The organism is Altererythrobacter sp. B11 (assembly GCF_003569745.1).
In the GTDB taxonomy this organism is placed as follows: Bacteria; Pseudomonadota; Alphaproteobacteria; order Sphingomonadales; family Sphingomonadaceae; genus Croceibacterium_C.
This window is the reverse complement of sequence record NZ_AP018498.1, coordinates 1,461,885-1,483,682: the sequence shown is the minus strand read 5'-3', so window position 1 is coordinate 1,483,682 and position 21,798 is coordinate 1,461,885. Positions and strand designations below refer to the sequence as shown.

General features: G+C 67.0%; 27 protein-coding genes. 8 read left to right on the top strand and 19 right to left on the bottom strand.

Annotation, left to right across the window (positions count from 1 at the left end):
* Positions 1 to 32: 32 nt before the first annotated feature.
* From AEB_RS07085 to rplU, 3 genes are all read right to left on the bottom strand, one after another.
* Positions 33 to 584 (bottom strand): GNAT family N-acetyltransferase, encoded by a 552-nt coding sequence (locus tag AEB_RS07085; protein WP_172593022.1) that lies wholly within the window; start codon positions 582 to 584, stop codon positions 33 to 35.
* Between the two features lie 178 nt (positions 585 to 762).
* Entirely contained in the window at positions 763 to 1,032 is a 270-nt protein-coding gene (gene rpmA, locus AEB_RS07080; protein ID WP_119082554.1) for a 50S ribosomal protein L27, read from the bottom strand.
* Positions 1,033 to 1,051: 19 nt separating this feature from the next.
* Positions 1,052 to 1,489: a 50S ribosomal protein L21 gene (gene rplU / locus AEB_RS07075; protein WP_119084513.1), complete on the bottom strand. Its 438-nt coding sequence runs from the start codon at positions 1,487 to 1,489 to the stop codon at positions 1,052 to 1,054.
* 197 nt (positions 1,490 to 1,686) lie between these two features.
* Here rplU and AEB_RS07070 point away from each other — a divergent pair, with 197 nt between their 5' ends.
* The gene (locus tag AEB_RS07070) at positions 1,687 to 2,196 is read left to right on the top strand and encodes a hypothetical protein (RefSeq protein WP_119082553.1); all 510 of its coding nucleotides are present in this window, start codon (positions 1,687 to 1,689) and stop codon (positions 2,194 to 2,196) included.
* A gap of 312 nt (positions 2,197 to 2,508) precedes the next feature.
* Here AEB_RS07070 and AEB_RS07065 read toward each other — a convergent pair whose 3' ends face one another.
* From AEB_RS07065 to coxB, 14 genes are all read right to left on the bottom strand, one after another.
* Positions 2,509 to 2,955 carry a molybdenum cofactor biosynthesis protein MoaE gene (locus AEB_RS07065; RefSeq protein ID WP_119082552.1) on the bottom strand — a complete coding sequence of 149 codons (447 nt, stop codon included), beginning with the start codon at positions 2,953 to 2,955 and terminating at the stop codon, positions 2,509 to 2,511.
* 2 nt (positions 2,956 to 2,957) lie between these two features.
* Positions 2,958 to 3,200 carry a MoaD/ThiS family protein gene (locus tag AEB_RS07060; protein WP_119082551.1) on the bottom strand — a complete coding sequence of 81 codons (243 nt, stop codon included), beginning with the start codon at positions 3,198 to 3,200 and terminating at the stop codon, positions 2,958 to 2,960.
* A 4-nt stretch (positions 3,201 to 3,204) separates the two neighbouring features.
* The gene (moaA, locus tag AEB_RS07055) at positions 3,205 to 4,209 is read right to left on the bottom strand and encodes a GTP 3',8-cyclase MoaA (protein ID WP_119082550.1); all 1,005 of its coding nucleotides are present in this window, start codon (positions 4,207 to 4,209) and stop codon (positions 3,205 to 3,207) included.
* 19 nt (positions 4,210 to 4,228) lie between these two features.
* A complete protein-coding gene (locus tag AEB_RS07050) occupies positions 4,229 to 4,549 on the bottom strand; it encodes a Rossmann fold domain-containing protein (protein WP_119082549.1) in 321 nt (106 codons plus the stop codon).
* Positions 4,550 to 4,551: 2 nt separating this feature from the next.
* Complete coding sequence (locus AEB_RS07045) at positions 4,552 to 4,923, bottom strand: dihydroneopterin aldolase (RefSeq protein ID WP_119082548.1); 372 nt, start codon at positions 4,921 to 4,923, stop codon at positions 4,552 to 4,554.
* 468 nt (positions 4,924 to 5,391) lie between these two features.
* Complete coding sequence (locus AEB_RS07040; protein WP_119082547.1) at positions 5,392 to 6,297, bottom strand: class I SAM-dependent methyltransferase; 906 nt, start codon at positions 6,295 to 6,297, stop codon at positions 5,392 to 5,394.
* Positions 6,298 to 6,498: 201 nt separating this feature from the next.
* On the bottom strand, positions 6,499 to 7,899 hold the full coding sequence (gene thrC / locus AEB_RS07035) for a threonine synthase (RefSeq protein WP_119082546.1): 1,401 nt from the start codon (positions 7,897 to 7,899) through the stop codon (positions 6,499 to 6,501).
* A 95-nt stretch (positions 7,900 to 7,994) separates the two neighbouring features.
* A complete protein-coding gene (locus AEB_RS07030; protein ID WP_172593021.1) occupies positions 7,995 to 8,573 on the bottom strand; it encodes an SURF1 family protein in 579 nt (192 codons plus the stop codon).
* Between the two features lie 102 nt (positions 8,574 to 8,675).
* A complete protein-coding gene (locus AEB_RS07025; RefSeq protein WP_119082545.1) occupies positions 8,676 to 9,497 on the bottom strand; it encodes a cytochrome c oxidase subunit 3 in 822 nt (273 codons plus the stop codon).
* 64 nt (positions 9,498 to 9,561) lie between these two features.
* Positions 9,562 to 10,134: a cytochrome c oxidase assembly protein gene (locus AEB_RS07020; RefSeq protein WP_119082544.1), complete on the bottom strand. Its 573-nt coding sequence runs from the start codon at positions 10,132 to 10,134 to the stop codon at positions 9,562 to 9,564.
* A complete protein-coding gene (locus AEB_RS18530; protein WP_269461559.1) occupies positions 10,134 to 10,265 on the bottom strand; it encodes a hypothetical protein in 132 nt (43 codons plus the stop codon). Before AEB_RS18530 ends, AEB_RS07020 begins: the two co-directional genes overlap by 1 nt.
* On the bottom strand, positions 10,262 to 11,188 hold the full coding sequence (locus AEB_RS07015; RefSeq protein WP_231958948.1) for a heme o synthase: 927 nt from the start codon (positions 11,186 to 11,188) through the stop codon (positions 10,262 to 10,264). The genes AEB_RS18530 and AEB_RS07015 overlap by 4 nt, the downstream gene beginning before the upstream one ends.
* A gap of 128 nt (positions 11,189 to 11,316) precedes the next feature.
* The gene (gene ctaD / locus AEB_RS07010) at positions 11,317 to 13,038 is read right to left on the bottom strand and encodes a cytochrome c oxidase subunit I (RefSeq protein WP_119082543.1); all 1,722 of its coding nucleotides are present in this window, start codon (positions 13,036 to 13,038) and stop codon (positions 11,317 to 11,319) included.
* A gap of 38 nt (positions 13,039 to 13,076) precedes the next feature.
* Positions 13,077 to 14,156 (bottom strand): cytochrome c oxidase subunit II, encoded by a 1,080-nt coding sequence (gene coxB, locus AEB_RS07005; RefSeq protein ID WP_119082542.1) that lies wholly within the window; start codon positions 14,154 to 14,156, stop codon positions 13,077 to 13,079.
* Between the two features lie 197 nt (positions 14,157 to 14,353).
* On the opposite strand from coxB, the gene pyrE reads away from it, so the two are divergent.
* Genes pyrE through ruvX form a run of 7 tightly spaced genes read left to right on the top strand, consistent with a single transcriptional unit; the run spans position 14,354 to position 19,741 of the window.
* Positions 14,354 to 14,935, top strand: coding sequence for an orotate phosphoribosyltransferase (gene pyrE / locus AEB_RS07000; protein WP_119082541.1), 582 nt, complete (start codon positions 14,354 to 14,356; stop codon positions 14,933 to 14,935).
* Positions 14,932 to 15,672 (top strand): pyridoxine 5'-phosphate synthase, encoded by a 741-nt coding sequence (locus tag AEB_RS06995; protein WP_119082540.1) that lies wholly within the window; start codon positions 14,932 to 14,934, stop codon positions 15,670 to 15,672. The genes pyrE and AEB_RS06995 overlap by 4 nt, the downstream gene beginning before the upstream one ends.
* A 7-nt stretch (positions 15,673 to 15,679) precedes the next feature.
* On the top strand, positions 15,680 to 16,081 hold the full coding sequence (gene acpS / locus AEB_RS06990; RefSeq protein WP_119084509.1) for a holo-ACP synthase: 402 nt from the start codon (positions 15,680 to 15,682) through the stop codon (positions 16,079 to 16,081).
* Between the two features lie 23 nt (positions 16,082 to 16,104).
* Positions 16,105 to 17,013, top strand: coding sequence for a signal peptidase I (lepB, locus tag AEB_RS06985; RefSeq protein WP_119084510.1), 909 nt, complete (start codon positions 16,105 to 16,107; stop codon positions 17,011 to 17,013).
* Positions 17,000 to 18,097 (top strand): AI-2E family transporter, encoded by a 1,098-nt coding sequence (locus tag AEB_RS06980; RefSeq protein ID WP_119082539.1) that lies wholly within the window; start codon positions 17,000 to 17,002, stop codon positions 18,095 to 18,097. The genes lepB and AEB_RS06980 overlap by 14 nt, the downstream gene beginning before the upstream one ends.
* Positions 18,087 to 19,277: a DUF3089 domain-containing protein gene (locus tag AEB_RS06975; RefSeq protein ID WP_119082538.1), complete on the top strand. Its 1,191-nt coding sequence runs from the start codon at positions 18,087 to 18,089 to the stop codon at positions 19,275 to 19,277. Before AEB_RS06980 ends, AEB_RS06975 begins: the two co-directional genes overlap by 11 nt.
* Positions 19,259 to 19,741, top strand: a complete 483-nt coding sequence (ruvX, locus tag AEB_RS06970; RefSeq protein WP_119082537.1) for a Holliday junction resolvase RuvX — start codon at positions 19,259 to 19,261, stop codon at positions 19,739 to 19,741. The genes AEB_RS06975 and ruvX overlap by 19 nt, the downstream gene beginning before the upstream one ends.
* Here the strand turns inward: ruvX and AEB_RS06965 are convergent.
* Together AEB_RS06965 and lysA are read right to left on the bottom strand one after the other, a co-directional pair.
* The gene (locus AEB_RS06965) at positions 19,738 to 20,529 is read right to left on the bottom strand and encodes a precorrin-2 dehydrogenase/sirohydrochlorin ferrochelatase family protein (RefSeq protein WP_119082536.1); all 792 of its coding nucleotides are present in this window, start codon (positions 20,527 to 20,529) and stop codon (positions 19,738 to 19,740) included. The genes ruvX and AEB_RS06965 overlap by 4 nt on opposite strands.
* 6 nt (positions 20,530 to 20,535) lie before the next feature.
* Positions 20,536 to 21,798: a diaminopimelate decarboxylase gene (gene lysA, locus AEB_RS06960; protein ID WP_119082535.1), complete on the bottom strand. Its 1,263-nt coding sequence runs from the start codon at positions 21,796 to 21,798 to the stop codon at positions 20,536 to 20,538.

Genomic DNA, 21,798 nt, shown 5'->3' with positions numbered 1-21,798 from the left:
GCAGCACTGAGGCTGCGACGGGGAGCAGGCGTTCAGGCAGAAGCCTCCAGCCCTTGCGGGCAGGCGTCGCAATCGGCGAGATCGAGCGCATAGCGCCGCGCCAGCACCATCTCTCCGCCACGTCCACGGCAGAAGGTGGGCCGCAACTCGCCGGTTTCGGCAAAACCCAGCCGCGCGAGCACCCGCCCCGAAGCCGAGTTGTCGATATAGTGGCCGGCATGGACCCGGCGATGGCCCAGCGCACGAGCAAGTGCGAGGACATGGCGTCCCGCTTCCACGGCGTAGCCCTGGCCCCAATGCTCCCGCGCGATCCAGTAGCCGAGTTCGAGGCCGCCCTCGCCCTCGTCCAGCCCGATCGTCCCGATTACCGGCGCGCCCTGCGGCCCCGGCAGCGTGATGGCGAAGCGGCAGGCGGCAGGATCATCCTGCGATTCGCAGAAACTGCGCGCGTCTTCCTCGCTATAGGGCCAAGGCGCACGGGCGAGCATGCGCACGATCTGCTCATGCCCGACCCCTGCGAGAATCTCGCGCCAGTCTTCAGCGAACACCGGCCGCAGGAACAGCCGCTCGGTCCGGATGAACATTTCCATTCTCCCTCGGCATCCGTCCCCCCGCGCTGCCTATGTAGCGGAGAGATATGACGCCGTGTTTGCGAGGGAGACGAAAAAAGGGAGACGGGTTGGCCCCCTCTCCCTCATGGCCGGGCTGTATGCCGCCCGGCGGGGCCATCCCGGTGGATGACCCCTTTTTCGGATCATCCGCTTATTCGGCGGCTTCAGCCATCATGTCCACGGACACGTATTTGCGGCCAAGCTTGCCTTCATGGAAGCGTACGCGACCGGCTTCGAGCGCAAACAGCGTGTGGTCCTTGCCCATGCCGACATTGCTGCCGGGATAGACGCGGGTGCCACGCTGGCGCACGATAATGTTGCCACCGATCACTTCCTGACCGCCGAACTTCTTCACGCCGAGGCGACGGCCGGCAGAATCGCGACCGTTGCGGGACGAACCGCCTGCTTTTTTATGTGCCATTGCGCTCTACTCCTCGGTCTTACTCTTTGTCCGCCTTGGCGGCGGGCGCAGCGTCCTTCACGGGCGCAGCCTTCTTCGCCTTGGTGCCGGTATCGACATCGGCGCCCTTGGCGGGTTCATCCTTCACGGCAGCGGCGGACTTCGGCGCGGCCTTCTTGCTGTCACCCACGGACACGATGCGCAGCAGGGTCATCTGCTGGCGGTGCCCGGCGCGGCGACGATAATTGTGCCGGCGGCGCTTCTTGAAGACGAACACCTTCTCGCTCTTCGCCTGGGCGATGATCTCGGCCGAAACCTTCACCTTCGCGGCATCGGCGAGCGAATCGCCTTCACCGGCGAGCAGGACATCGCCCAGCTCGATCGTGTCGCCGGCTTCACCCGCCAGCTTCTCGACCGCGATCTTGTCTCCTTCGGCGACGCGATACTGCTTGCCGCCCGTGCGCACTACTGCGAACATGGTTTCCAAATCCGTTCTTCTTGGTCGTCGCCCGCACAGATCGCTGCGCGAAACGACAAAAAGGCGCCCAGCGGGCGCCGGAAAGTGCGGAGCCGTTAGGCCAAGGCGCGCCTTCTGTCAACGCCCTGCGGCCGGCCGCAGCGGGTGCCAAGGGCAAATTCCTGCGCTGGTGCGCCGCTGGCAGGGAAGCTAAGGGCATGGCCATGGATTTCAAGCGCATCATGCTGCCATGCGTACTCGCCGCGGCCCTCGCGGGCTGCGCCGCCACCCCCGATTCCTATCCCAGCTTGGCCATTCGCCCGGGGGAGCGGGTGGAAGGCACCATGGTTTCCGCGCCCGAAGAGCCCTTCCTGCCTCCGCCCGTTGCCCCCGGCACGCTGGGAACGGCAGACAGCTATCTGGCCACCGTGCAGGCCGCACATCAGGCGTTCGAGGCGGAGCAGGCGCGAGTCGCCTCCACTGTGCGTGCCGGCAAGGGTGCAGCACCGGGGACGGAGGCGTGGTCGCGCGCGCATGTCGCGCTGGCCGATCTGGAACGGGTGCGCAGCCGCGCGGTGATCGCCCTCGCCGATTTCAACCAGCTCTATGTCGATACCGCAGTGGACGGTGAAGCGCTGGAGCGGCTTGCCGCAATGCGCGAGGAGTTGACCGGCCTGGTGGACGAAGAAGACCGCGTGATCCACGACCTCGCCACCGATCTGCGCTGACAGGCAGGAAGGCGCGGAGCCGATCCCTCGGCCCCGCGCCACCTGGGGCGCATGGCTAAGGGTGAATCGCCCGGAAGTCCCCCCTCGGATACCTTCCAGGCACCTCAGCGCAACAGCGCGGCGATCGTCACGGCCGCGAGTCCCCAGGCAAGGATGAGGGCCGGCATCGCCAGACCCCGCAACCGGGTGCCACGCGGCGCCGCGAACGGAGCGGGTCGAAGCGGATACCGGCTGGCCATCGTCTGTCCTCCTAGGAAGAGAAGACTGGGCCCCGGCATCCGAGGGTTCATTGATCGCGATCAATTCGGCGGCTCAGCCGCGCCAGCGTGAAAGATCGGCGTGATCCTGCTCGCGGGGTTCAATCCAGTGCCAGCCGTCGGCGCGCTTCTCGCGCTTCCAGAACCACGCATCGGATTTGAGGTGATCCATGGCGAAGTCCACCGCCTGGATCGCATCGCGGCGGTGGCGCGCGGCGGCGGAAACCATCACGATCGGCTCGGTGGGCAGCATTTGCCCCACGCGATGGAGAATCAGCAAACCGTCCAATTCGAAGCGCGCCAGCGTGCTGTCCGCCAGCGCTTCCATCCCCGGCAGGGTCAGCGGACCGTAATGCGACAGCTCCAGCGCCTCCACTCCGCCGCCCGGACGCACCTTGCCGACGAAGCTGGCAATCCCGCCGGCCTGCGGCAGCGCCCGGGCGAAGGGCTCCACCTCGGCATTGGGATCGAAACCGTGCTCGATCAGCCGGACGATTCGCATGGCTAGCCCCCGCTGACGGGGGGCAGCAGGGCGACCTCGTCCCCCTCCCCCGCCGCGAGCGCGGACTTGTCAGCCAGCAGCAGCCCGTTCACCGCCAACCGTACCTTCTCGCCCGCCGCCGCCTCGCCCAGCGCGGCCGGCAGTGCCGCCTGCAGCCCCGCCCAGTCGAGCGGAGCCGGCACGTCCTTCTCCGGCGCGCCCGCGAGATCGGCCAGCTTGCCGAGAAACACCAGCTTCACCGCCATGGGCTCAGCCGCCCGTCATCGACATATGGCGCGGCTGCGCCGGGGCGGCGCCGCGTTCGATGCGGAAATGGTGCCGTTCCGGCTTGATCCGCATCGCCTCGTCCAGCGCATCAGCCAGATGGGCGTCGGGCTCCTCGGAGCGCAGCGCGGCGCGCAGATCGACCTTCTCCGCCCCGCCGAGGCAGGCATAGAGCTGCCCCGTCGCCGTCACGCGGATGCGGTTGCAGCTGGCGCAGAAATTGTTGGTGAGCGGCGTGATGAAGCCCAGCCGCCCGCCGGTCTCGGCAATATCGACATAGCGCGCCGGCCCGCCGCTGCGATGATCATTGTCGTTCAGCGTCCAGCGCGCCTCAAGCCGATCGCGAATCGCGGTCAGCGGCAGATAGTGATCCACCCGCTCCCCATCGACCTCGCCCAGCGGCATCACTTCGATCAGCGTCATCTCATGGCCGTGGCGATGGGCCCATTCGACGAGATAGGGAATTTCCTCCTCGTTCAGCCCCTTCAGCGCCACGGTGTTGAGCTTCACCTTCAGCCCGGCCTCGCGCGCGGCGGCGATGCCCTGCAGCACGTCGCCCAGCCGGTTGCGGCGGGACAGCTGTTCGAACAGCCCGGCATCCATCGTGTCGAGCGAGACATTCACCCGCTTCACCCCGGCGGCGGCAAGGCCATCGGCGAATTCCGCCAGCTGCGTGCCGTTGGTGGTGAGGGTCAGCTCTTCCAGCCCGTCTCCCAGCTTGCGGCCCAGCGCGCGGACCAGCTCCATCACATCGCGCCGCACCAGCGGTTCCCCGCCGGTAAGGCGGATCTTGGAAATGCCGCGTTCGATGAAGGCCAGTCCCAGCTTGTGCAGCTCTTCCAGGCTCAGCACTTCCTTGCGCGGCAAGAACTGCATGCGCTCCGGCATGCAATAGGTGCAGCGCAGGTCGCAGCGGTCGGTCACCGACAGGCGCAGATAGGAAATCCGCCGGTTGAACGCATCGACGAGGGGGCCGGTGGAACAGCTCATTGCCCCACCATGTAGGAAATCATGCGGGATTTCCATCCACCGCCAGCAATTGGCCCGTAATCCCCGGCGCATCGGCGAGCCACTCCACCGCCTCCGCCACCGCATCGGCCGAATCGCCGGCCACACCATTGGCCCGCTTCGGCGCCGCTTCGCGTGCCAAGGCCTGCACAGCGGCGAGGCGCCAGCCGCAATCCGCCTTGTCGCCGGCGGGGAACACCAGCACCAGCGCATCCGCCCCCGCCAGCGCGGTGCGCGCCTGCGGCAGGAAAGCCGCATGGAAGGCCGCCGCGGCATCCAGCGGCGCGGGCGGCAGGCCATCCACGCGCAGCACCGCCTGCATGGTCAGCGCCGTTCCCGCCGCAGGGTGATGCCGATCTGTTCCTGCTCCACGCTCAGCGCCAGCTTGACGATCTTCACCGTCACCGCCAGCACGCGATCATCCTGCAGGAACAGCGTTTCGCACACATGATCGGCCACCGCCTCGATCAGCTTGAAATGCACGCCTTCGGGCAGGGCCTCCGAAGCGGCGAATTTCAGATCCATATAGTTCTTGCTGGCTTCCAGCGGCGTATCCGCATCGTAATGCGGCGCCGGCTTCATCTCCACCTGAATGGTGAAGCGCAGCGGCTGCGGCTTGCCGGTCTCTTCCGAATAGATGCCGGTGTGCACCATGTGCACGAAATCGGCGATTTCGAGGATCAGTGTGTCGGCCATGCCGCCCTTCCCATCAGCTTGCCGCGCGGATGGCAGCGATGCCGCCGCTTGTCCAGCCACGCGCGACGGGCCGCGCTTGAACACGCTGGAACACGTTGGAACAGGGTTCATGCGGAAAAAATCCTTGTCCGCGCGAAGGGCAGTTTCCGGCGGATTTCATAGGCTTGGCGGGTGATAGCATTGGCGGGATATGCGCGGTGCAGGCGGTGTAGGACAGAGCCATGGGGTTGCAGCGGCGTGAGGACCGCGCAGGACGCGGCTGTTTCCCGCCCCCCGCGCCACATCCCCCTCCTCGTCATTCCCGCGCAGGCGGGAATCCAGCGGGCGTGCCGCAGCGGGCGGGTACTTGGCCGAGGCCCGGGGACTGGATTCCCGCCTTCGCGGGAATGACGAAAGGTAGATTGCGGGACGGGCGAAAGGTAGGCCGCGGGAATGACGAAGGCAGGGAGGTGCCTTACGCCCCCTCTCTTAATCCGCCCGCCAGCGGGCGAAGATCGCGGTGGGAAGCAGGCGCCCGCCCTCGCCTTCCTCGCGCACGGCGAGGTCGCCATGCTCGATCGTGCCGGGCAGGCCGGCGAAATGTTCAGCCAGCAAGCCCGCCAGTGCGAGGCTGCTCATGCGCACCGCATAGACGGTGAGGAACAGGAAGCGGCTGCGCTCATCCAGCAGCTGCCGGCAATCGGCGATGAGGCCGGGCAGGCCCTCTTCCAGCCGCCAGGTCTCGTTCTTCGGCCCGCGCCCGAACTTGGGCGGATCGAGGATGATGCCGTCATAATGATTGCCGCGCCGCACCTCGCGCGCGGTGAATTTGGCCGCATCGTCCACCAGCCAGCGGACCGGGCGATCCTCCATGCCGGACAGTGCGGCATTCTCGCGCGCCTGGGCGACGGATTTCTTGCTGGCGTCCACATGGGTCACCGGCCCGCAGTCGCTCAGCGCCAGCGTGCCCACGCCGGTATAGCCGAACAGGTTCAGCGTGCCGCGCTCCGCCGCGCCCTCCGGCGCGAGGCGCCCGCGCATCCAGTCCCACACCGGGGCCATGTCGGGGAAGAAGCCGAGGTGGCGGAAAGGCGTGCATTGGGCTGTGAAGCGCACATCGTTCCAGCCCAGCGGCCAGCCCTCTTCCGGCACGGCCCGCGCGAAATGCCAGCGCCCGCCGCCATCCTCGTCCGAACCGGGCACGAATTCACCATGCGCGTCCCACTCCGCGCCGTCGGCGGGCAGGCGCGGGCTCCACATGGCCTGCGGTTCGGGCCGGATGAAGCGATAGGGGCCATAGCGTTCGAGCTTGCGGCCATGGCCGCTGTCCACCAACCCGTAGTCGGCCCAGCCGGCACCTTCCATCACCAAGGGTTGCAGGGTGAGGTCAGCCATGAGCGGCGAAGCTCGGGTTGGTTTGCGCGCGCAGAGGCGCGGAGGCGCAGAGGGAGGCCGGCCGGCCGCAGGCCCCGATCACATCCAATGCGCTCGACAGGCTGCACGGCTGAGACTTTGAGAGCGGCTTCGCCGCAAACGCGACCGCTCCCCTGCGCCTCTGCGCCCCTGCGAGCGAATCAACAGGCAAGCCGCCAGCCATCAAGCCGACGGCGTCGCGTGCTCCGCGACATAGGCGGCGACGGCCTCATATTCGCCCGGCAGCTCCACATAGCGTTCCTCACGCTCGAACAGGTCGCCCATGCGGGTGGGGAGCGAAGGCCGCATGCCGGTGGCGCGTTCCACCGCATCGCGGAACTTGGCGGGATGCGCCGTCGCCAGCGTCACCACCGGCGTCTCGGCCGCAATATCGGCCTGACGCGCGGCGTGGAGGCCGATGGCGGTGTGCGGATCGAGCAATTCGCCGCAGCTGTCCCACGCCCAGCTCATCGCCCGCGCCATTTCATGCTGATCGACCCGCGCGCTGGAGAGCAGCGCCGCTGCGCCCTGCCGCTGCGAATTGGTGAGCTGCATCGCCCGGCTCGCTTCGAACCCGCGCATCTGCTCCGCCAGCGCGGCGCCATCGCGCCCGCCGACGTCGAACAGCAGCCGTTCGAAATTGGAGCTGACCTGGATGTCCATGGAAGGGGCGGCAGTCGGCGTCACCTCGCCGGCGGAATAATCGCCGCTGCTGAGCGCGCGGTGGAGAATGTCGTTCACATTCGTGGCCACGATCAGCCGCTCGATCGGCAGGCCCATGCGCGCGGCGACATAGCCGGCGAAGACATCGCCGAAATTGCCCGTGGGCACGGCGAAGGCCACCTTGCGCGCCGGGGCGCCCAGTTGCAGCGCGGCGGCGAAATAATAGACCACCTGCGCCACCAGCCGCGCCCAGTTGATCGAATTGACCGCGCCGATGTGGAACCGCGCGGTGAGCGCGGGATCGCCGAACATCCGCTTCACCATCGCCTGCGCATCGTCGAAGCTGCCCTCGATGGCGATGTTGTGGACATTGGGCGCCAGCACCGTGGTCATCTGCCGGCGCTGCACATCGCTGACCCGGCCCTTCGGATGCAGCATGAAGATATCGACATTCTCGCGCCCGGCCACCGCGTCGATCGCGGCGGAGCCGGTGTCCCCGCTGGTGGCGCCGACGATGGTCAGCCGGCCGCCATCGCGTGCGAGGAAGGTTTCGAACAGGCGGCCGAGCAATTGCAGCGCCACGTCCTTGAACGCCAGCGTCGGGCCGTGGAACAGTTCCAGCAGCCAGTGCTGCTCGTCCAGCTGGCGCAGCGGCGTGACGGCGGCATGGGCGAAGCGGCCATAGGCGCGCGTGCACAGGTCGCGCAGCTCGTCTTCCGTCAGGCTGGTCCCCACGAAGGGCAGCATGACGCGCACCGCCAGTTCGACATAGGAAAGCCCGGCCATGGCCGCGATCTCCTGCTCGCTGAAGCGCGGCCATTCGCGCGGCAGATAGAGCCCGCCGTCGGACGCCAGCCCGGTCAGGGTGACGCCTTCGAAATCCAGCGCCGGAGCGCTCCCCCGTGTGGAAACATAGTCCATAGTGGGCGAGCGGTTAGCGGGGGCAGCGTCGCGGGGCAAGCAAGGGCCGCTACCCGGCGCAGTGCTTTTGCTTCACCGTGGCGGATTGGCCGCGGTCAGCCGCCCTGCTGCCGGCGCCGCAGCGCGAGCACATAGATGGCGATCGCGGTGGCGGCGAAGAAGAACCACTGCACCGCGTAGGACAGGTGGTTGTTGGGCAGATCGTTGGGATCGGGCCGGGCCAGCTGGGCGAGGCCCGCCTGCGCGGGCGCGGCCACGAGGCGGATGTCTTCGCCGGCCGGCGCGATGAAGCCGCTCACCGGCCCGCCGGGCCATTCGCGCGTTTCAATGTCCTGCCCCCAGCCCAGCGCCACCGTGCCTTCGCCGCCGCCCGCAAGCGCGCAGCGCGCAGTCTGCGCCCAGCCCGGCTGCCCCTGCTCGGAACGGCCGGCGATGGCATCGCGCGCCAGCACCCGCTCGCAAGTGAAGGTGGAGCGGCGGTAGAGCACGTCCTCGTACCGGGCGGGGTCGCGCGGCCAGGCCACCGGCGCGGGCTCTGTCAGCGCGGCGCTGTAACGGGCGAGCAGCGCCTCCTTCCATTCCTTGCGGTGCAACTGCCATACGCCCAGCGCGATCATGGCGGCCACGGCCATCGAGACGAGTAGCGTCGGGAAAACAGGCAGGCGCCGGATCATGGGCAGGAAAGGGCCTTTCCGGTCAGCGAATAAAAACAGGCCGTGGCGAGGGCATCCCCCCGCCACGGCTCTATCTGCACGGGAGCGTCGCCGCTCACCGGATCAATGATATTCGGCGCCCCAGCCGCCCCAGACATAGACGGTGACGAACAGGAACAGCCACACCACGTCCACGAAGTGCCAGTACCAGGCAGCCGCTTCGAAACCGAAATGCTCGCGCGGGGTGAAATCGCCGATATAGGCGCGGCGCAGGCAGACGATCAGGAAGATCGTGCCGACGATCACGTGGAAGCCGTGGAAGCCCGTCGCCATGAAGAAGGCGGAGCTGTAGGTGTTGCCGCCGAAGGCGAACGGGGCGTGCCAGTATTCATAGGCCTGGATGGTCGTGAACAGCAGGCCCAGCGCCACGGTGAGCCACAGGCCCAGCTTCAGCCCGTCGCGGTCGCCATGGATCAGCGAGTGATGCGCCCAGGTGACCGTGGTGCCCGAGCAGAGCAGGATCAGCGTGTTCAGCAGCGGCAGGGCGAAGGGATCCATCACCGCATGGATTTCCTTGGGCGGCCACACGCCGCCGATTACTTCCGCGATGGTGGAGGGGAACAGCGCGAAATCGAACCATGCCCAGAACCAGCCGACGAAGAACATCACTTCCGAAGCAATGAACAGGATCATGCCGTAGCGCATGTGCAGCTGCACCACCGGCGTGTGATCGCCCCGGCGGCCTTCCGCGATGATCTTGGAGAACCAGCTGTAGAAGGTGGCGATCAGGCCGGCGATGCCGAGGCCGAGCACCAGATGGGCGCCCGCCATGTCGTGCATGAACAGCACCATGCCGCTGGTGAAGGTCACGGCCGAAACCGAGGCCACGAACGGCCAGATGTCGGGCTGCAGGATATGGTAATCGTGGTTCTTGGCGCCGGCCATGTGCTCTCGTCCTGATCCTTGTTTGGCGCTGCCCTTAATGTGGGCGAACGGGTTGGTCCAGAGGTTAGGAGGTCGGTCCCTTCGCCTCGTGGAACGTATAGCTGAGCGTGATCTGCTCGACATCCTTCATGTTCGGATCGTCGAGCGCCTTGGGATCCACGTAATACAGCACGGGCATATCCACTTCCTGCCCCGGCTGCAGCGTCTGCTCCGTAAAGCAGAAACACTGGATCTTGTTGAAATAGGCTCCCGCCTGCTCCGGCTCCACATTGAAGGTGGCGCTGCCGGTGATCGGGTGCGACGAATCATTGCGCGCTTCGAACACCGCCATGTCCCGCTGTCCGATCTGCACGCGGTCCGTCACCTGCTTGGGCCGGAAGGTCCACGGCATGCCGCGATCGACATTGGCATCGAAGCGGATCGAGATCGTCTTCGCGCCGGCGCTCTTAGCCAGCCGTTCCGCCACCGCGGCATCGGCATCGCTGGCCCGCTGGGTGGTGCCGGCAAAGCCCGTCACCTGGCAGAACAGGCGATAGAGCGGCACCGCCGCATAGCCCATCCCCAGCATCGCCACCGCAATCAGCAGCGCGAACATACCCGTGCGGCTGTTCCGGTTGGAAAGCGAAGCGCCTGTCATCAGTCACCCATCCTCACGATAGTGATGGCATAGAACAGCACGGCAAAGCCGAGCAGCAGCAGGCCCAGAACCACGTTCCGCCCGCGCCGCGCGCGCTTGAACCGTTCCTCTTCTTCGGGAGTCATCGTCATGCCGCCAGTCCCTGCCCCAGGATAAGCCGATCCGCAACCAGCGCGGCAAACAGCGCGAAGAGATAGAGCACCGAAAAGGCGAACAGGCGCTTCTCCGGGCGCATGCGATCCTCCACCGCGCTGCGGCGAAAGGCCACCGGCACGGCCAGCGCCAGGAACACGCCCGAGAGCAGCAGCGCGGCAAGGCCGTAGATCGCGCCGGTCCCGCCGATCGCCCAGGGCACCAGGCTGACCGCCAGCAGCACGATGGAATAGAGCAGGATCTGCCGCCGCGTGGCCGCTTCGCCCGCCACCACCGGCAGCATCGGAATGCCGACCTTGGCGTAATCCGTCTTCACGAACAGCGCGAGCGCCCAGAAATGCGGCGGGGTCCACACGAAGATGATCGCGAACAGCACCACCGGCATCAAGGTGATCTCGCCCGTCACCGCCACCCAGCCGATCAGCGGCGGAAAGGCGCCCGCCCCGCCCCCGATCACGATGTTCTGCGGCGTGCGCGGCTTCAGCCAGATCGTGTAGACCACCGCGTAATAGACCACCGACAGCGCCAGGATCACCGCGGCGAGCCAGTTCACCGCCACGCCCATGATCCCGACCGAAGCGGCCGCGAGTGCAACGCCGAAATCGCGCGCATCGGTACGGCGCAGCCGGCCCTGCGGCAGCGGGCGCTGCGCGGTGCGCTTCATCCCCGCGTCGATATCCGCTTCCCACCACTGGTTGAGCGCCGCCGCCCCGCCCGCGCCCATGGCGATGCACAGCACGGCTGTGAAGCCCAGCACCGGATGGATATGCCCCGGCGCGGCCAGCAGTCCGCACAGGCCGGTGAAGACCACCAGGCTCATCACGCGCGGCTTGGTGAGCGCGAAGAAATCGCGCCAGTCGGCGGGAAGGGCCTGGGCCTGGGAGGCGATCGTCGAAGTCAAGCTGCTGCGGTCCTCGTCATGGCCTGCCGGGCAGACCTTGCGAAAGGGGGCGCACCGTCGCCGGCGCACCCCCTCCGTTTCCTCTCATGCCCGGCGCAGCGCAAGCACTATGCGCCGGCCGGATCGGCTCAGGCGTGCGCCGGAGCCGGGCCGATGTGATTGTCGGCGGAGTGATGGTCCTCGATCACCGGCAGGGTTTCGAACTGGTGGAACGGCGGAGGGCTGGACAGCGACCATTCCAGCGTCGTCGCACCCGCACCCCAGTAATTGGCCGGAGCCTTCTTACCCGCCGTGAAGGCGTAGATGATGTTGATGAAGAAGATCACCACCGAAGCCGCCATGATGTGATAGCCATTGGTGGCGAGCTCGTTCCAGTACGTATAGGCCGGCGTGTAGTCCGGATAGCGACGCGGCATGCCGTTCATCCCGAGGAAGTGCATCGGGAAGAAAATCAGGTTCACGCCCACGAAGAACACCCAGAACTGGATATGCGCCAGCAGTTCGCTGTGCATGCGCCCGCTCATCTTCGGGAACCAGTAATAGAAGCCCGCGAAGAGCGAGGTCACCGCGCCCAGCGACAGCACGTAATGGAAGTGGGCGACCACATAATAGGTGTCGTGCAGATTGTCGTCGATGCCGCCATTGGCGAGCACCACGCCGGTCACGCCGCCCACGGTGAACAGGAAGATGAAGCCCAGGGCCCAGACCATCGGCGATTTGAACTCCAGCGAGCCGCCCCACATGGTGGCGATCCAGCTGAAGATCTTGATCCCGGTCGGCACCGCGATGACCATGGTGGCCGCGGTGAAGTACATCTTCGTGTTCACGTCCAGGCCGACCGTATACATGTGGTGCGCCCACACGATGAAGCCGACCACGCCGATCGCGACCATGGCATAGGCCATGCCGAGATAGCCGAACACGGGCTTGCGCGAGAAGGTGGAGACGATCTGGCTGATCATGCCGAAGCCCGGCAGAATCATGATGTACACTTCTGGGTGGCCGAAGAACCAGAACAGATGCTGGTACAGGATCGGATCACCGCCGCCGGCCGGATCGAAGAAGGTTGTGCCGAAGTTGCGGTCCGTGATCAGCATGGTGATCGCGGCGGCCAGCACCGGCAGAGCCAGCAGCAGCAGGAAGGCGGTGACCAGGATCGACCACACGAACAGCGGCATCTTGTGCAGGGTCATGCCCGGCGCGCGCATGTTGAAGATGGTGGTGATGAAGTTGATCGCGCCCATGATCGAGGCCGCACCGGCGAGGTGCAGCGAGAAGATCGCGAAATCGACCGCCGGCCCGGGCGAACCCGAAGTCGACAGCGGAGCATAGACCGTCCAGCCGGTGCCCGCGCCATTGCCCGTACCGCCCGGCATGAAAGGCGAGATCATCAGGCTGGTGAAGCCGGCCACGGTGAGCCAGAACGACACGTTGTTCATACGCGGGAAGGCCATGTCGGGCGCGCCGATCATGATCGGCACAAACCAGTTACCGAAGCCCCCGATCATCGCCGGCATCACGAGGAAGAACACCATGATCATGCCGTGGGCGGTGATCAGCACGTTCCACAGGTGAAGCTGCTGGTCGAATTCCACGGCATTGCCGCCGTTCAGCCACATGGCCACGGTGCCCAGGATCTGGATGCCCGGCTCACGCAGTTCCTCGCGCATGATGCCGGAAATCGCCCCGCCGATCACGCCCGCCGTGATGGCGAAGATCAGATAGAGCGTGCCGATGTCCTTGTGGTTCGTCGACATGAACCACCGAGCGAAGAAGCTCGGCTTGTGATCGGCATCGTGGTGGTGGTGATCTTCCGTATGGGCCTGGAAGGTATCGGCGGTGGTGGCCATGTTCTGCTTACCCTAGCTCTATCTTATTCGGGGCGAATTCAGGCTTCTGCGCCCGGCGTCACATTCGGAGTATTGGCCTCAGGTGCCTCACCCGCAGCCGGGGCGCCCTCGATCGCGGAGTCGGGAGCGATCAGCGCCGGAGCGGTGGTGGGCTGTTCCGCACCGCCAACGGTGCCGCCCTGCAAGCGAACCCAGGCGTCGAACTGGGCCCGCGGAACGGCTTCCACCGCGATCGGCATGTAGCCGTGGCGGGCGCCGCACAGTTCCGAACACTGGCCGTAGTAGATGCCCGGCTCTTCGATGAAGAGCTCACGCTCGTTGATGCGGCCCGGCACGGCGTCCAGCTTGAACCACAGGCTCGGCACCGCGAAGGAGTGGATCACGTCCGCCCCGAAGGTCTGGATACGGATCGGCTCGCCCACCGGCACCACCATGCGGTGATCCACGGCCAGCTGCGGCGGCAGGCCCTTCGCCACCGCTTCTTCGTCCGGCATCATGTTGGAGATGACTTCGAAGCCGCCATTGTCCGGATAGGAATAGCCCCAATACCACTGGTAGCCGGTGACCTTGATGGTCAGCGCATTTTCCGGCGCGCTCTTGTACTGGCGCGAAAGCAGCGTGATCGAAGGCACGGCAATGATCACCAGGATCAGCACGGGAACGCCCGTCCAGATCACTTCGATCAGCGTGTTGTGGCTGGTCTTCGAAGGCACCGGGTTCTTGCGGCGGTTGTACAGGGTCATCACCACCAGCAGCAGCCCCAGCACCAGCAGGGTGATCGCCGCGATGATCGGCATCAGCACCCAGTCGTGCATCCACAGCGCATATTCGCCGTTGGGCGAATACTGATCCTGGAAGGTGATCGCGCCGGAATGCGGCTGACCCTTGATCATGTCCGGCCCGAGCGGGCGGTAGACTTCACCATCTGCCGGCACAGCAGCAGCGGGTGCGGCCGCATCCGCTGCCGGAGCGGCATCCGCAGGCGCGGCGGCAGTGGCCGCGGCAGGCGCAGCAGCGTCCTGCGCCGAAGCGACCTGAGGAACCGCCAGAACCGCGAGCATCGCCGCGAGAAAAGACATGACATGCAACCGCTTGCGGGCGAGATCGCCGATTCTCATCGTTTCTGACGCTTTCCGTTCTTCATAGGGCTGCCCCACGGGCCCGACAGGCCCCCGAAAGGGCCGTATTCGGCGCGCCTATACGCCCGCTTGCCGCATGCCTCAAGCGGTTCTAGGAGGTTTTTTCGACTGGCCGCGCAGCGGCGCCATGCCGCCGATGATGCCGGCGCAACTGGATCGAAAGGTTCTTTCCCCCGATGACCGAAGACGAGGTTCTCACCGAGTTCCGCGCGAGCGGCGCCCTGCTGGAAGGGCATTTTCGCCTCTCCTCCGGCCTGCACAGCGCCTATTACCTGCAATGCGCCCGCGTGCTGATGAATGCGGAACGGGCGGGTACGCTGGCCCGCGCGCTGGTGCAGACACTCCCGCGCGACCTGCGCGCCTCCATCGACAAGGTCGTGTCACCCGCGATGGGCGGGCTCATCATCGGCCACGAAGTCGGCCGCGCGCTCGACAAGGATGCGATGTTCCTCGAACGGCCTTCGGGAACGTTCGAGCTGCGCCGCGGCTTCACTCTCGCCAAGGGGGAGAAGGTGCTGATGGTGGAAGACGTGGTGACCACGGGCCTTTCCAGCCGCGAAGCTATTGCCGCCGTGCGCGATGCCGGCGCGCAGGTGATCGCCGAGGCCGCGCTGGTGGACCGTTCCGGCGGGACGGTGGATCTGGGCGTGCCCTTCTATCCGCTCATCTCGCTCAACTTTCCGACCTATCCCGAAGACGCCCTGCCGCCCGAGCTGGCGGCGCGTCCGCTGGAGCAGCCGGGGAGCCGCAAGCAGTGAACCTGCCCGCGCCCGCCCGGCTGCGGCTGGGCGTGAACATCGATCACGTCGCCACCATCCGCAATGCGCGTGGCGGCGATCATCCCGATCCCGTGCGCGCGGCAGAGATCGTCGCCAGCGTTGGGGGTGACGGCATCACTGCGCACCTGCGCGAGGATCGCCGCCACATCCGCGACGCCGATCTGAAGCGCATCAGCGAAGCGACGGCGCTGCCGCTGAACCTGGAAATGGCGGCGACGGAGGAGATGGTGCAGATCGCGCTTGCGCACCGGCCGCATGCCGCCTGCATCGTTCCCGAAAAGCGCGAAGAACGCACCACCGAAGGCGGCCTGGACGCGGCCGGGCTGCACAACCAGCTGCAGCCGGTGGTCTCGCGCCTTACCGATGCGGGGATCCGCGTGAGCCTGTTCATCGCCCCGGAGGAACGCCAGATCGAGGCCGCGCTGCGGCTCGGCGCCCCGGTGGTGGAGTTGCACACGGGTGAATATGCCCATGCCACAGGCGAGCAGGTGGCCGTGGAGCTGAAGCGCGTGGCGGATATGGCCGCGCTCGCCGCCAAGAGCGGGATCGAGCCGCATGCGGGGCACGGCCTCACCTATGAGAATGTCCAGCCGGTCGCCGCGATTCCGCAGCTGGCCGAGCTGAACATCGGGCATTACCTGATCGGCGAAGCGGTGTTCGTGGGGCTGGAGGCAGCGGTGCGCCGCATGCGCGAGCTGATGGATGCAGCGCGGTGAGCGCGGCATGATCATCGGCCTCGGTTCGGACTTGTGCAATATCGAGCGCATCCAGGCCTCGCTCGACCGCTGGGGCGAGAAGTTCGAGCAGCGCTGCTTCACCGAGGTGGAGATCGCCAAGGCGCGCCGGCGGGTGCTCACCCGCGCCGGCACCTACGCCAAGAGATTCGCGGCCAAGGAAGCGTTCTCGAAGGCGGTGGGCACCGGTTTCAAGCGCGGCGTGTTCCACAAGGACATCGGCGTGGTCAACGCGCCCTCCGGCGCGCCGACGCTGCATCTCACCGGCGGGGCCGCCTTGCGCCTTGCGGAACTGGTGCCGCAGGCCCATGAGGCCGTCATTCATCTTACCCTCACAGACGATCACCCATGGGCGCAGGCCTTCGTCGTGATCGAGGCCCGGCCCCTATGACCCTGAACACCGGCAGTCCCTCCATGTCCGATTCCCCTCCAGATCGTGCCGCCCCGCCCTCTGCCGCGAAGCCCGCGGGGCAGGAGGAGCCGAAGAAGGTCAACTGGATGGCCGAGGTGCGCGGGCTGGCGCTGATGCTGCTGGCGGTGCTCGCCTTCCACACCTTCATCGCCAAGCCGTTCTACATCCCCAGCGGCAGCATGCTGCCAAACCTGCTGGTGGGCGACCGGCTGATCGTGAGCAAATATCCCTATGGCTGGAGCTGGGTCTCCGCCTCCTTCCATATTCTGCCGCGCAGCAAGGCGCGGCTGGCACCCGCCACCCCCGAGTATGGCGACATCGTCATCGCCGTACCGCCCGATCGCGCGGAGGATTACATCAAGCGCGTGGTGGGCCTGCCCGGCGACCGGATCGCCATGGTGAACGGCCAGATCATCCTGAACGGCCGGCCCGTGCCGCAGGAAGCCGCCCCGCCCGTGCAGCTGGACGAAGACAGCCAGGTGTGTGACGGGCATCCGTGCTACGACAGCTTCCTGCCCTATCGCACGCGCCTGCCGGACGGGCGAACGGTGTATGAGCCGCCGACCTATCGCGAAACCCTGCCCAACGGCGCCAGCTATCTGATCATCGATCACCTGCGCCAGCCGCTGGACAATTTCGCCGAGATCACCATCCCGGAAGACAGCGTGTTCCTGATGGGCGACAATCGCGACCATTCGGCCGACAGCCGCGCGCCGGTGTATGAGCGGGGCCTTGGCGGGCCGGTGCCGATGGCGAATATCGGCGGACGGGCGGAAATCGTCACCTTCTCGCTCGACGGCAGCTCCACCTGGAATCCGATCAGCTGGTTCGAAGCTCTGCGCGGCGGCCGCGCATGGATGAGCCTGCGCCCCGCCCGGGCCGAAGCCGGGGACGAAGATGGCAGCAAGTGACCAACCCGGCTACGACGAGCTGGAGGACAACCGGGCGAGCCCCGCCAACATAAGCAATCCCGAATTGCGGCTGGAGGCCAAGCGCGCCTTCATCTGGACCAGCGTGGTCGGCCTCTTCGCGCTGATCGTCTACATCTCGCAATCGCTGCTGGTGATCTTCGGCGGGCTGGTGTTCGCGGCCATGGTGGATGGCGGCGCGCGGCTGATCGGGCGGTTTTTGCCGATCCGGCGCACGCTGCGCATCGCGCTGGTGCTGCTGTTGGGCACCGGCTTCCTGATCTGGCTGGGCTTCTTCGCCGGATCGCAGATTTCGCAGGAAGCCGCGCAATTCCCGCATATCATCGACAATCAGGCCTCCGCCTTCATCAATTGGCTGGACCGGCAGGGCTTTGCCATTCGGCCGGAGAACCTGCAGCAGATCGCTGGCCAGCTGATGACCGGCGTAGGCACAGTGACGCGCGCGATCGGCGGCATTTTCGGCGGGATGACCACGCTGTTCCTGATCGCGATCATCGGCATCTACGTGGCGCTGGAACCGCGCCTGTACGAACGCGGGCTCGCCTGGATGCTGCCGCGCCAGCGCCGCCACCGCTTCTACGATACGGTATCGGAAATGGCCGCCACCATGCGCCGGCTGATGGCCGGGCGCATCGTCGGCATGGTGTTCGAAGGCATTTTCACCTGGCTGATGCTGTGGGCCTATGGCGTGCCCATGGCCGCGCTGCTGGGCATCTTGACCGGGATGCTGGCCTTCATCCCCAATGTCGGGGCGGTCGTTTCCGGCATCCTGATGGTGCTGGTGGGCTTTTCGGGCGGCGTGGACATGGGCCTCTACACCGTGTTCGTCTATTTCCTCGTGCAGACCTTCGATGGTTATGTGGTCGTGCCGCTGATCGCGAAGAAAACGGTGGACCTGGCCCCGGCGCTGGTGCTCGGCGCACAGCTCATCATGGGCATCCTGTTCGGCATCCTGGGCTTGTTCCTGGCCGATCCGCTGATGGCGATGATCAAGGTGGCGCTGGAGCGGCGCTCCGCCTTCAACGGCGAGGATTCCACTGCCGCGGCGGAGGCCGATGGCACGTAAGTTCCTCTATGGCTTCGCATTCCTGATTCTGATCGTGGTCGCGGCGCTGTTCGCGCTGCGCATCTGGTCGGACAGGCTGGCGGAGATCGCGCTGGTCCCCACGAGCGCGTTCGTGGAGCAGCAGGCGCTGGCGCAGAACGCCTATGAGGATCCGGTCATGTGGTTCTCCCGCCCCGGTATCCTGCCGGAGAAGAACCCCGCGCGCTGGCAGCCTTCGACCGCCCCCTCCGCCTCCGGCGCCACGCAAGCGGGCGGGGCGCCAGCTCCCGCGCCTGCCGAGCCGCAGGCACCGGCCACCCCGCCCGCACCGGCGCCGCATTTCGCCGTCTTCTTCGTCCACCCGACCAGCTATCTGCAGCGCGCCCAATGGAACGCGCCGCTGGACGATCCCGAATCGCAGGCGCGTGCGCGCATCTTCCTGCGCGGCATGGCGAGCCCCTTCGCTGCCGCCACCGAGATCTGGGCACCGCGTTATCGCCAGGCAACCTTCGGTGCTTTCCTGACCGACGCGCCGGAGGCGCAGCGCGCGATCGACGCCGCCTATCGCGACGTGGAGCAGGCGTTCGACTATTTCCTCGAAAGCGTGGATCCGAACGAGCCGATCGTTCTGGTTGGCCACAGCCAGGGGTCGTTGCATATCCTGCGCCTGCTGAAGGAGCGGATCGCCGGAACCCCGCTGCAGGCGCGCGTCGCAATGGCCTATCCGGTGGGCTGGCCGATCTCGCTGGAGCATGACCTTCCCGCACTGGGGCTGCCGGCGTGCAAGATGGCGGACGAAGCCGGCTGCGTGGCCAGCTGGGTGAGCTTCGCGGAACCGGCCGAACCCGAATCGCTGCTGCGGCGCTATGGCGCCTCCATCGGCTTCGACGGGCAGCCGCGCGGCGACGGGCCGGTGCTATGCGTCAATCCGCTGACCGGCACGGAGGGTGGCGAGGCGCCGGCTTCGGCAAATCTCGGCACGCTGGTCCCCAATGCCGATCTCACCGCCGGCGAACTGGTGCCCGGCGCTGTCCCCGCCCGCTGCGATTCGCGCGGCCTGCTGCTGATCGGCGATCCCCCCGAACTCGGCCCCTATGTCCTCCCCGGCAACAATTACCACGTCTATGACATCCCGCTGTTCTGGGCCAATCTGCGGCAGGACGTGGCACGGAGGCTGGGCACATGGACGGCAGCGCACTGATCACCGAACAGGCGGCGGAATTCCGCGATGCCCTGCCGGACGGCGGGGCGCTGATCGGGCTCGACCTGGGCAGCAAGACGATCGGCACCGCCTTTTGCGACGCCGGGTGGAACTTCGCCACCGCCGCCAAGACCCTGCCCAAGGGCAAGTTTTCCCGTGACAAGGCCGTAATCGAAGGACTGATTGCGGAACGCCGCGTGAAGGGCATCGTCATCGGCCTGCCGCTCAACATGGATGGCACCGGTGGCCCGCGCGCCCAGGCGAGCCGCGCCTTTGCCCGCAATCTTTCCGTGATCGGCCTGCCCGTGCTGCTGTGGGACGAGCGCTGGTCCACCCAATCGGCCGAGCGCGACATGATCGCCATGGACATGAGCCGGGCGAAGCGCGCGGAACGGATCGACGCCCACGCCGCCGCCGTGATCCTGCAGGCCGCGATAGACCGACTGGCAGGCGGCCTGTTTTAGCCCGCACCGTTGGGGCGGCGCAGTATCACCACACTTCCGCGCAGGGCACCGCTGTCGCAGGGCAGGACATGCCGCTGCGCGTCCGCCCGCGCGCGGTCGAGGATCGCCGGGGCGATGGCGGCATCGAACAGCACATGATCGGCAGTGCCGAGCCAGCGCGCCTGCCGTAGCGTGAGGTCGTCGGGGTCGTCGCCGGAGATTTCGAACTCGATCTCCCGCCGCATCGCGTCCTGGGCCCCTGCGGCAAGCCACGCGGGCAGACGATCGGCGCTGGCGTCGTCCAGCGGATCGAGCGGGCCGCCCGCCCCCAGGGCGGCGTCGAGGACTCGCCGCCGCTCACCCGCGCCGGGCCAGCGCGCCCGCAAGGCGCCGCGCGCCTCCTGCAGGCCCAGCGCCAGCGCGCCCAGCCGCGACGGCAGCAGTGCCTCCAGCCGCAGCCGCAGCTGCTTGGCGAGCCCGGCCGAGGCGCCGGAGGTGCCCACTGCCAGCAGCACCGGATCGCGTTCGAGGATGCTGGGAACGGTAAAGTCGCATAGATCTGGCCGATCCACGACATTGACGAGAGCGCCCGCCGCCCGCAGCCGCGCGGCAGCCGCTTCGCAGGCTTCCGCACTGGCATAGGCGACGAAGGCCAGTCGTGCGCCGCGCGCTAGCCCTTCTTCCAGATCGCCCACGGGCTTCCCGCCCGCACGTTCGACCAGCCGCCATTTCGGTTCGGCGCCGGCCTCGTCGCCCAGCACGATCACCGCCTGTCCGGCTATGCGATGGAACAGCGGGAGCGAGCGCATGTCAGCTCATGCCAGCCAGTCGGGCACCCGTTCCGCGGCGTAGATTTCCTCGGGCGGGATGCGATCGGCCACGGTGGCGAAGCGGTCTCCATCCACCATCACCTCGGCCACGAAGCCGCGCGAATTGTAGCTGGAGGCCATGGTGGCGCCATAGGCACCCGCCGTGCGGAACACGGCCAGGTCTCCCGCCTCCATCGCGTCGATCTCCCGACCCATGGCGAAGGTGTCGCCGGTCTCGCAGATCGGGCCGACGATATTCGCCGTCATCTTCTCTCCGCGCGGCTTCACCGCGTCGAAATCATGCCACGATCCGTAGAGCGCGGGACGGGCGAGATCGTTCATCGCCGCGTCCACGATCACGAAGGGCGCGCGGTTGGAACTGCGCTTCACCCGGATCACGCGCGTCAGCAGGATGCCGGCATTGCCCGCGATCACGCGGCCCGGCTCGAACATCAGCGTGACATCCCAGCCCCGGGTGACGCGGGCGATCATCGCGCCATATTCGGCCGGGGACGGCATCACCTCGCCCGCCTTGTAGGGCACGCCCAGCCCGCCGCCGAGATCGACATGGGTGACCGTGCAGCCCTGCGCGCGGATGGTGGCGACCAGATCGCCCACCTTGCCGAAGGCGGTTTCCATCGGCGCAAGGTCGGACAGCTGGCTGCCGATATGCACAGCGACGCCCCGCATATCGAGCCCAGGCAGAGCGGACAGGCGGGCGAAGATCCCCGGCGCGCGGTCGATCGGCACGCCGAACTTGTTTTCCGCCTTGCCGGTGGAGATCTTCTCATGCGTGCCGGCATCCACATCGGGATTGACGCGGAGCGCGCAGGCGGCGCGTTGCCCCCGGGCGGCGGCAATCTCCGCCAGCTCCAGCCCTTCTTCCTCGGATTCGATGTTGAACTGGCCGATCCCGGCATCAAGGCCCTGCACCAGTTCGCGCGCCTGCTTGCCGACGCCCGAAAAGACGATGTGGGCCGCCGGCATCCCGGCCGCCAGCGCGCGCGCCAGTTCGCCGCCGGAGACCACATCCGCGCCGAAGCCTTCGCGCTGCATCACCCGCAGCACGGCGAGGTTGGGATTGGCCTTCACCGCGAAGGCGCAATGCACCCTGGGCAGCACCGACAGCCCTTCACGGAATACGCGCGCGTGTCGTTCCAGCGTGGCGCGCGAATAGACATAGACCGGCGTGCCGGCTTCCTCGGCAATGCGGGCGAGCGGCACGTCTTCGGCGTAAAGCTCGCCGTTACGGAGTTGAAAATGGTCCAT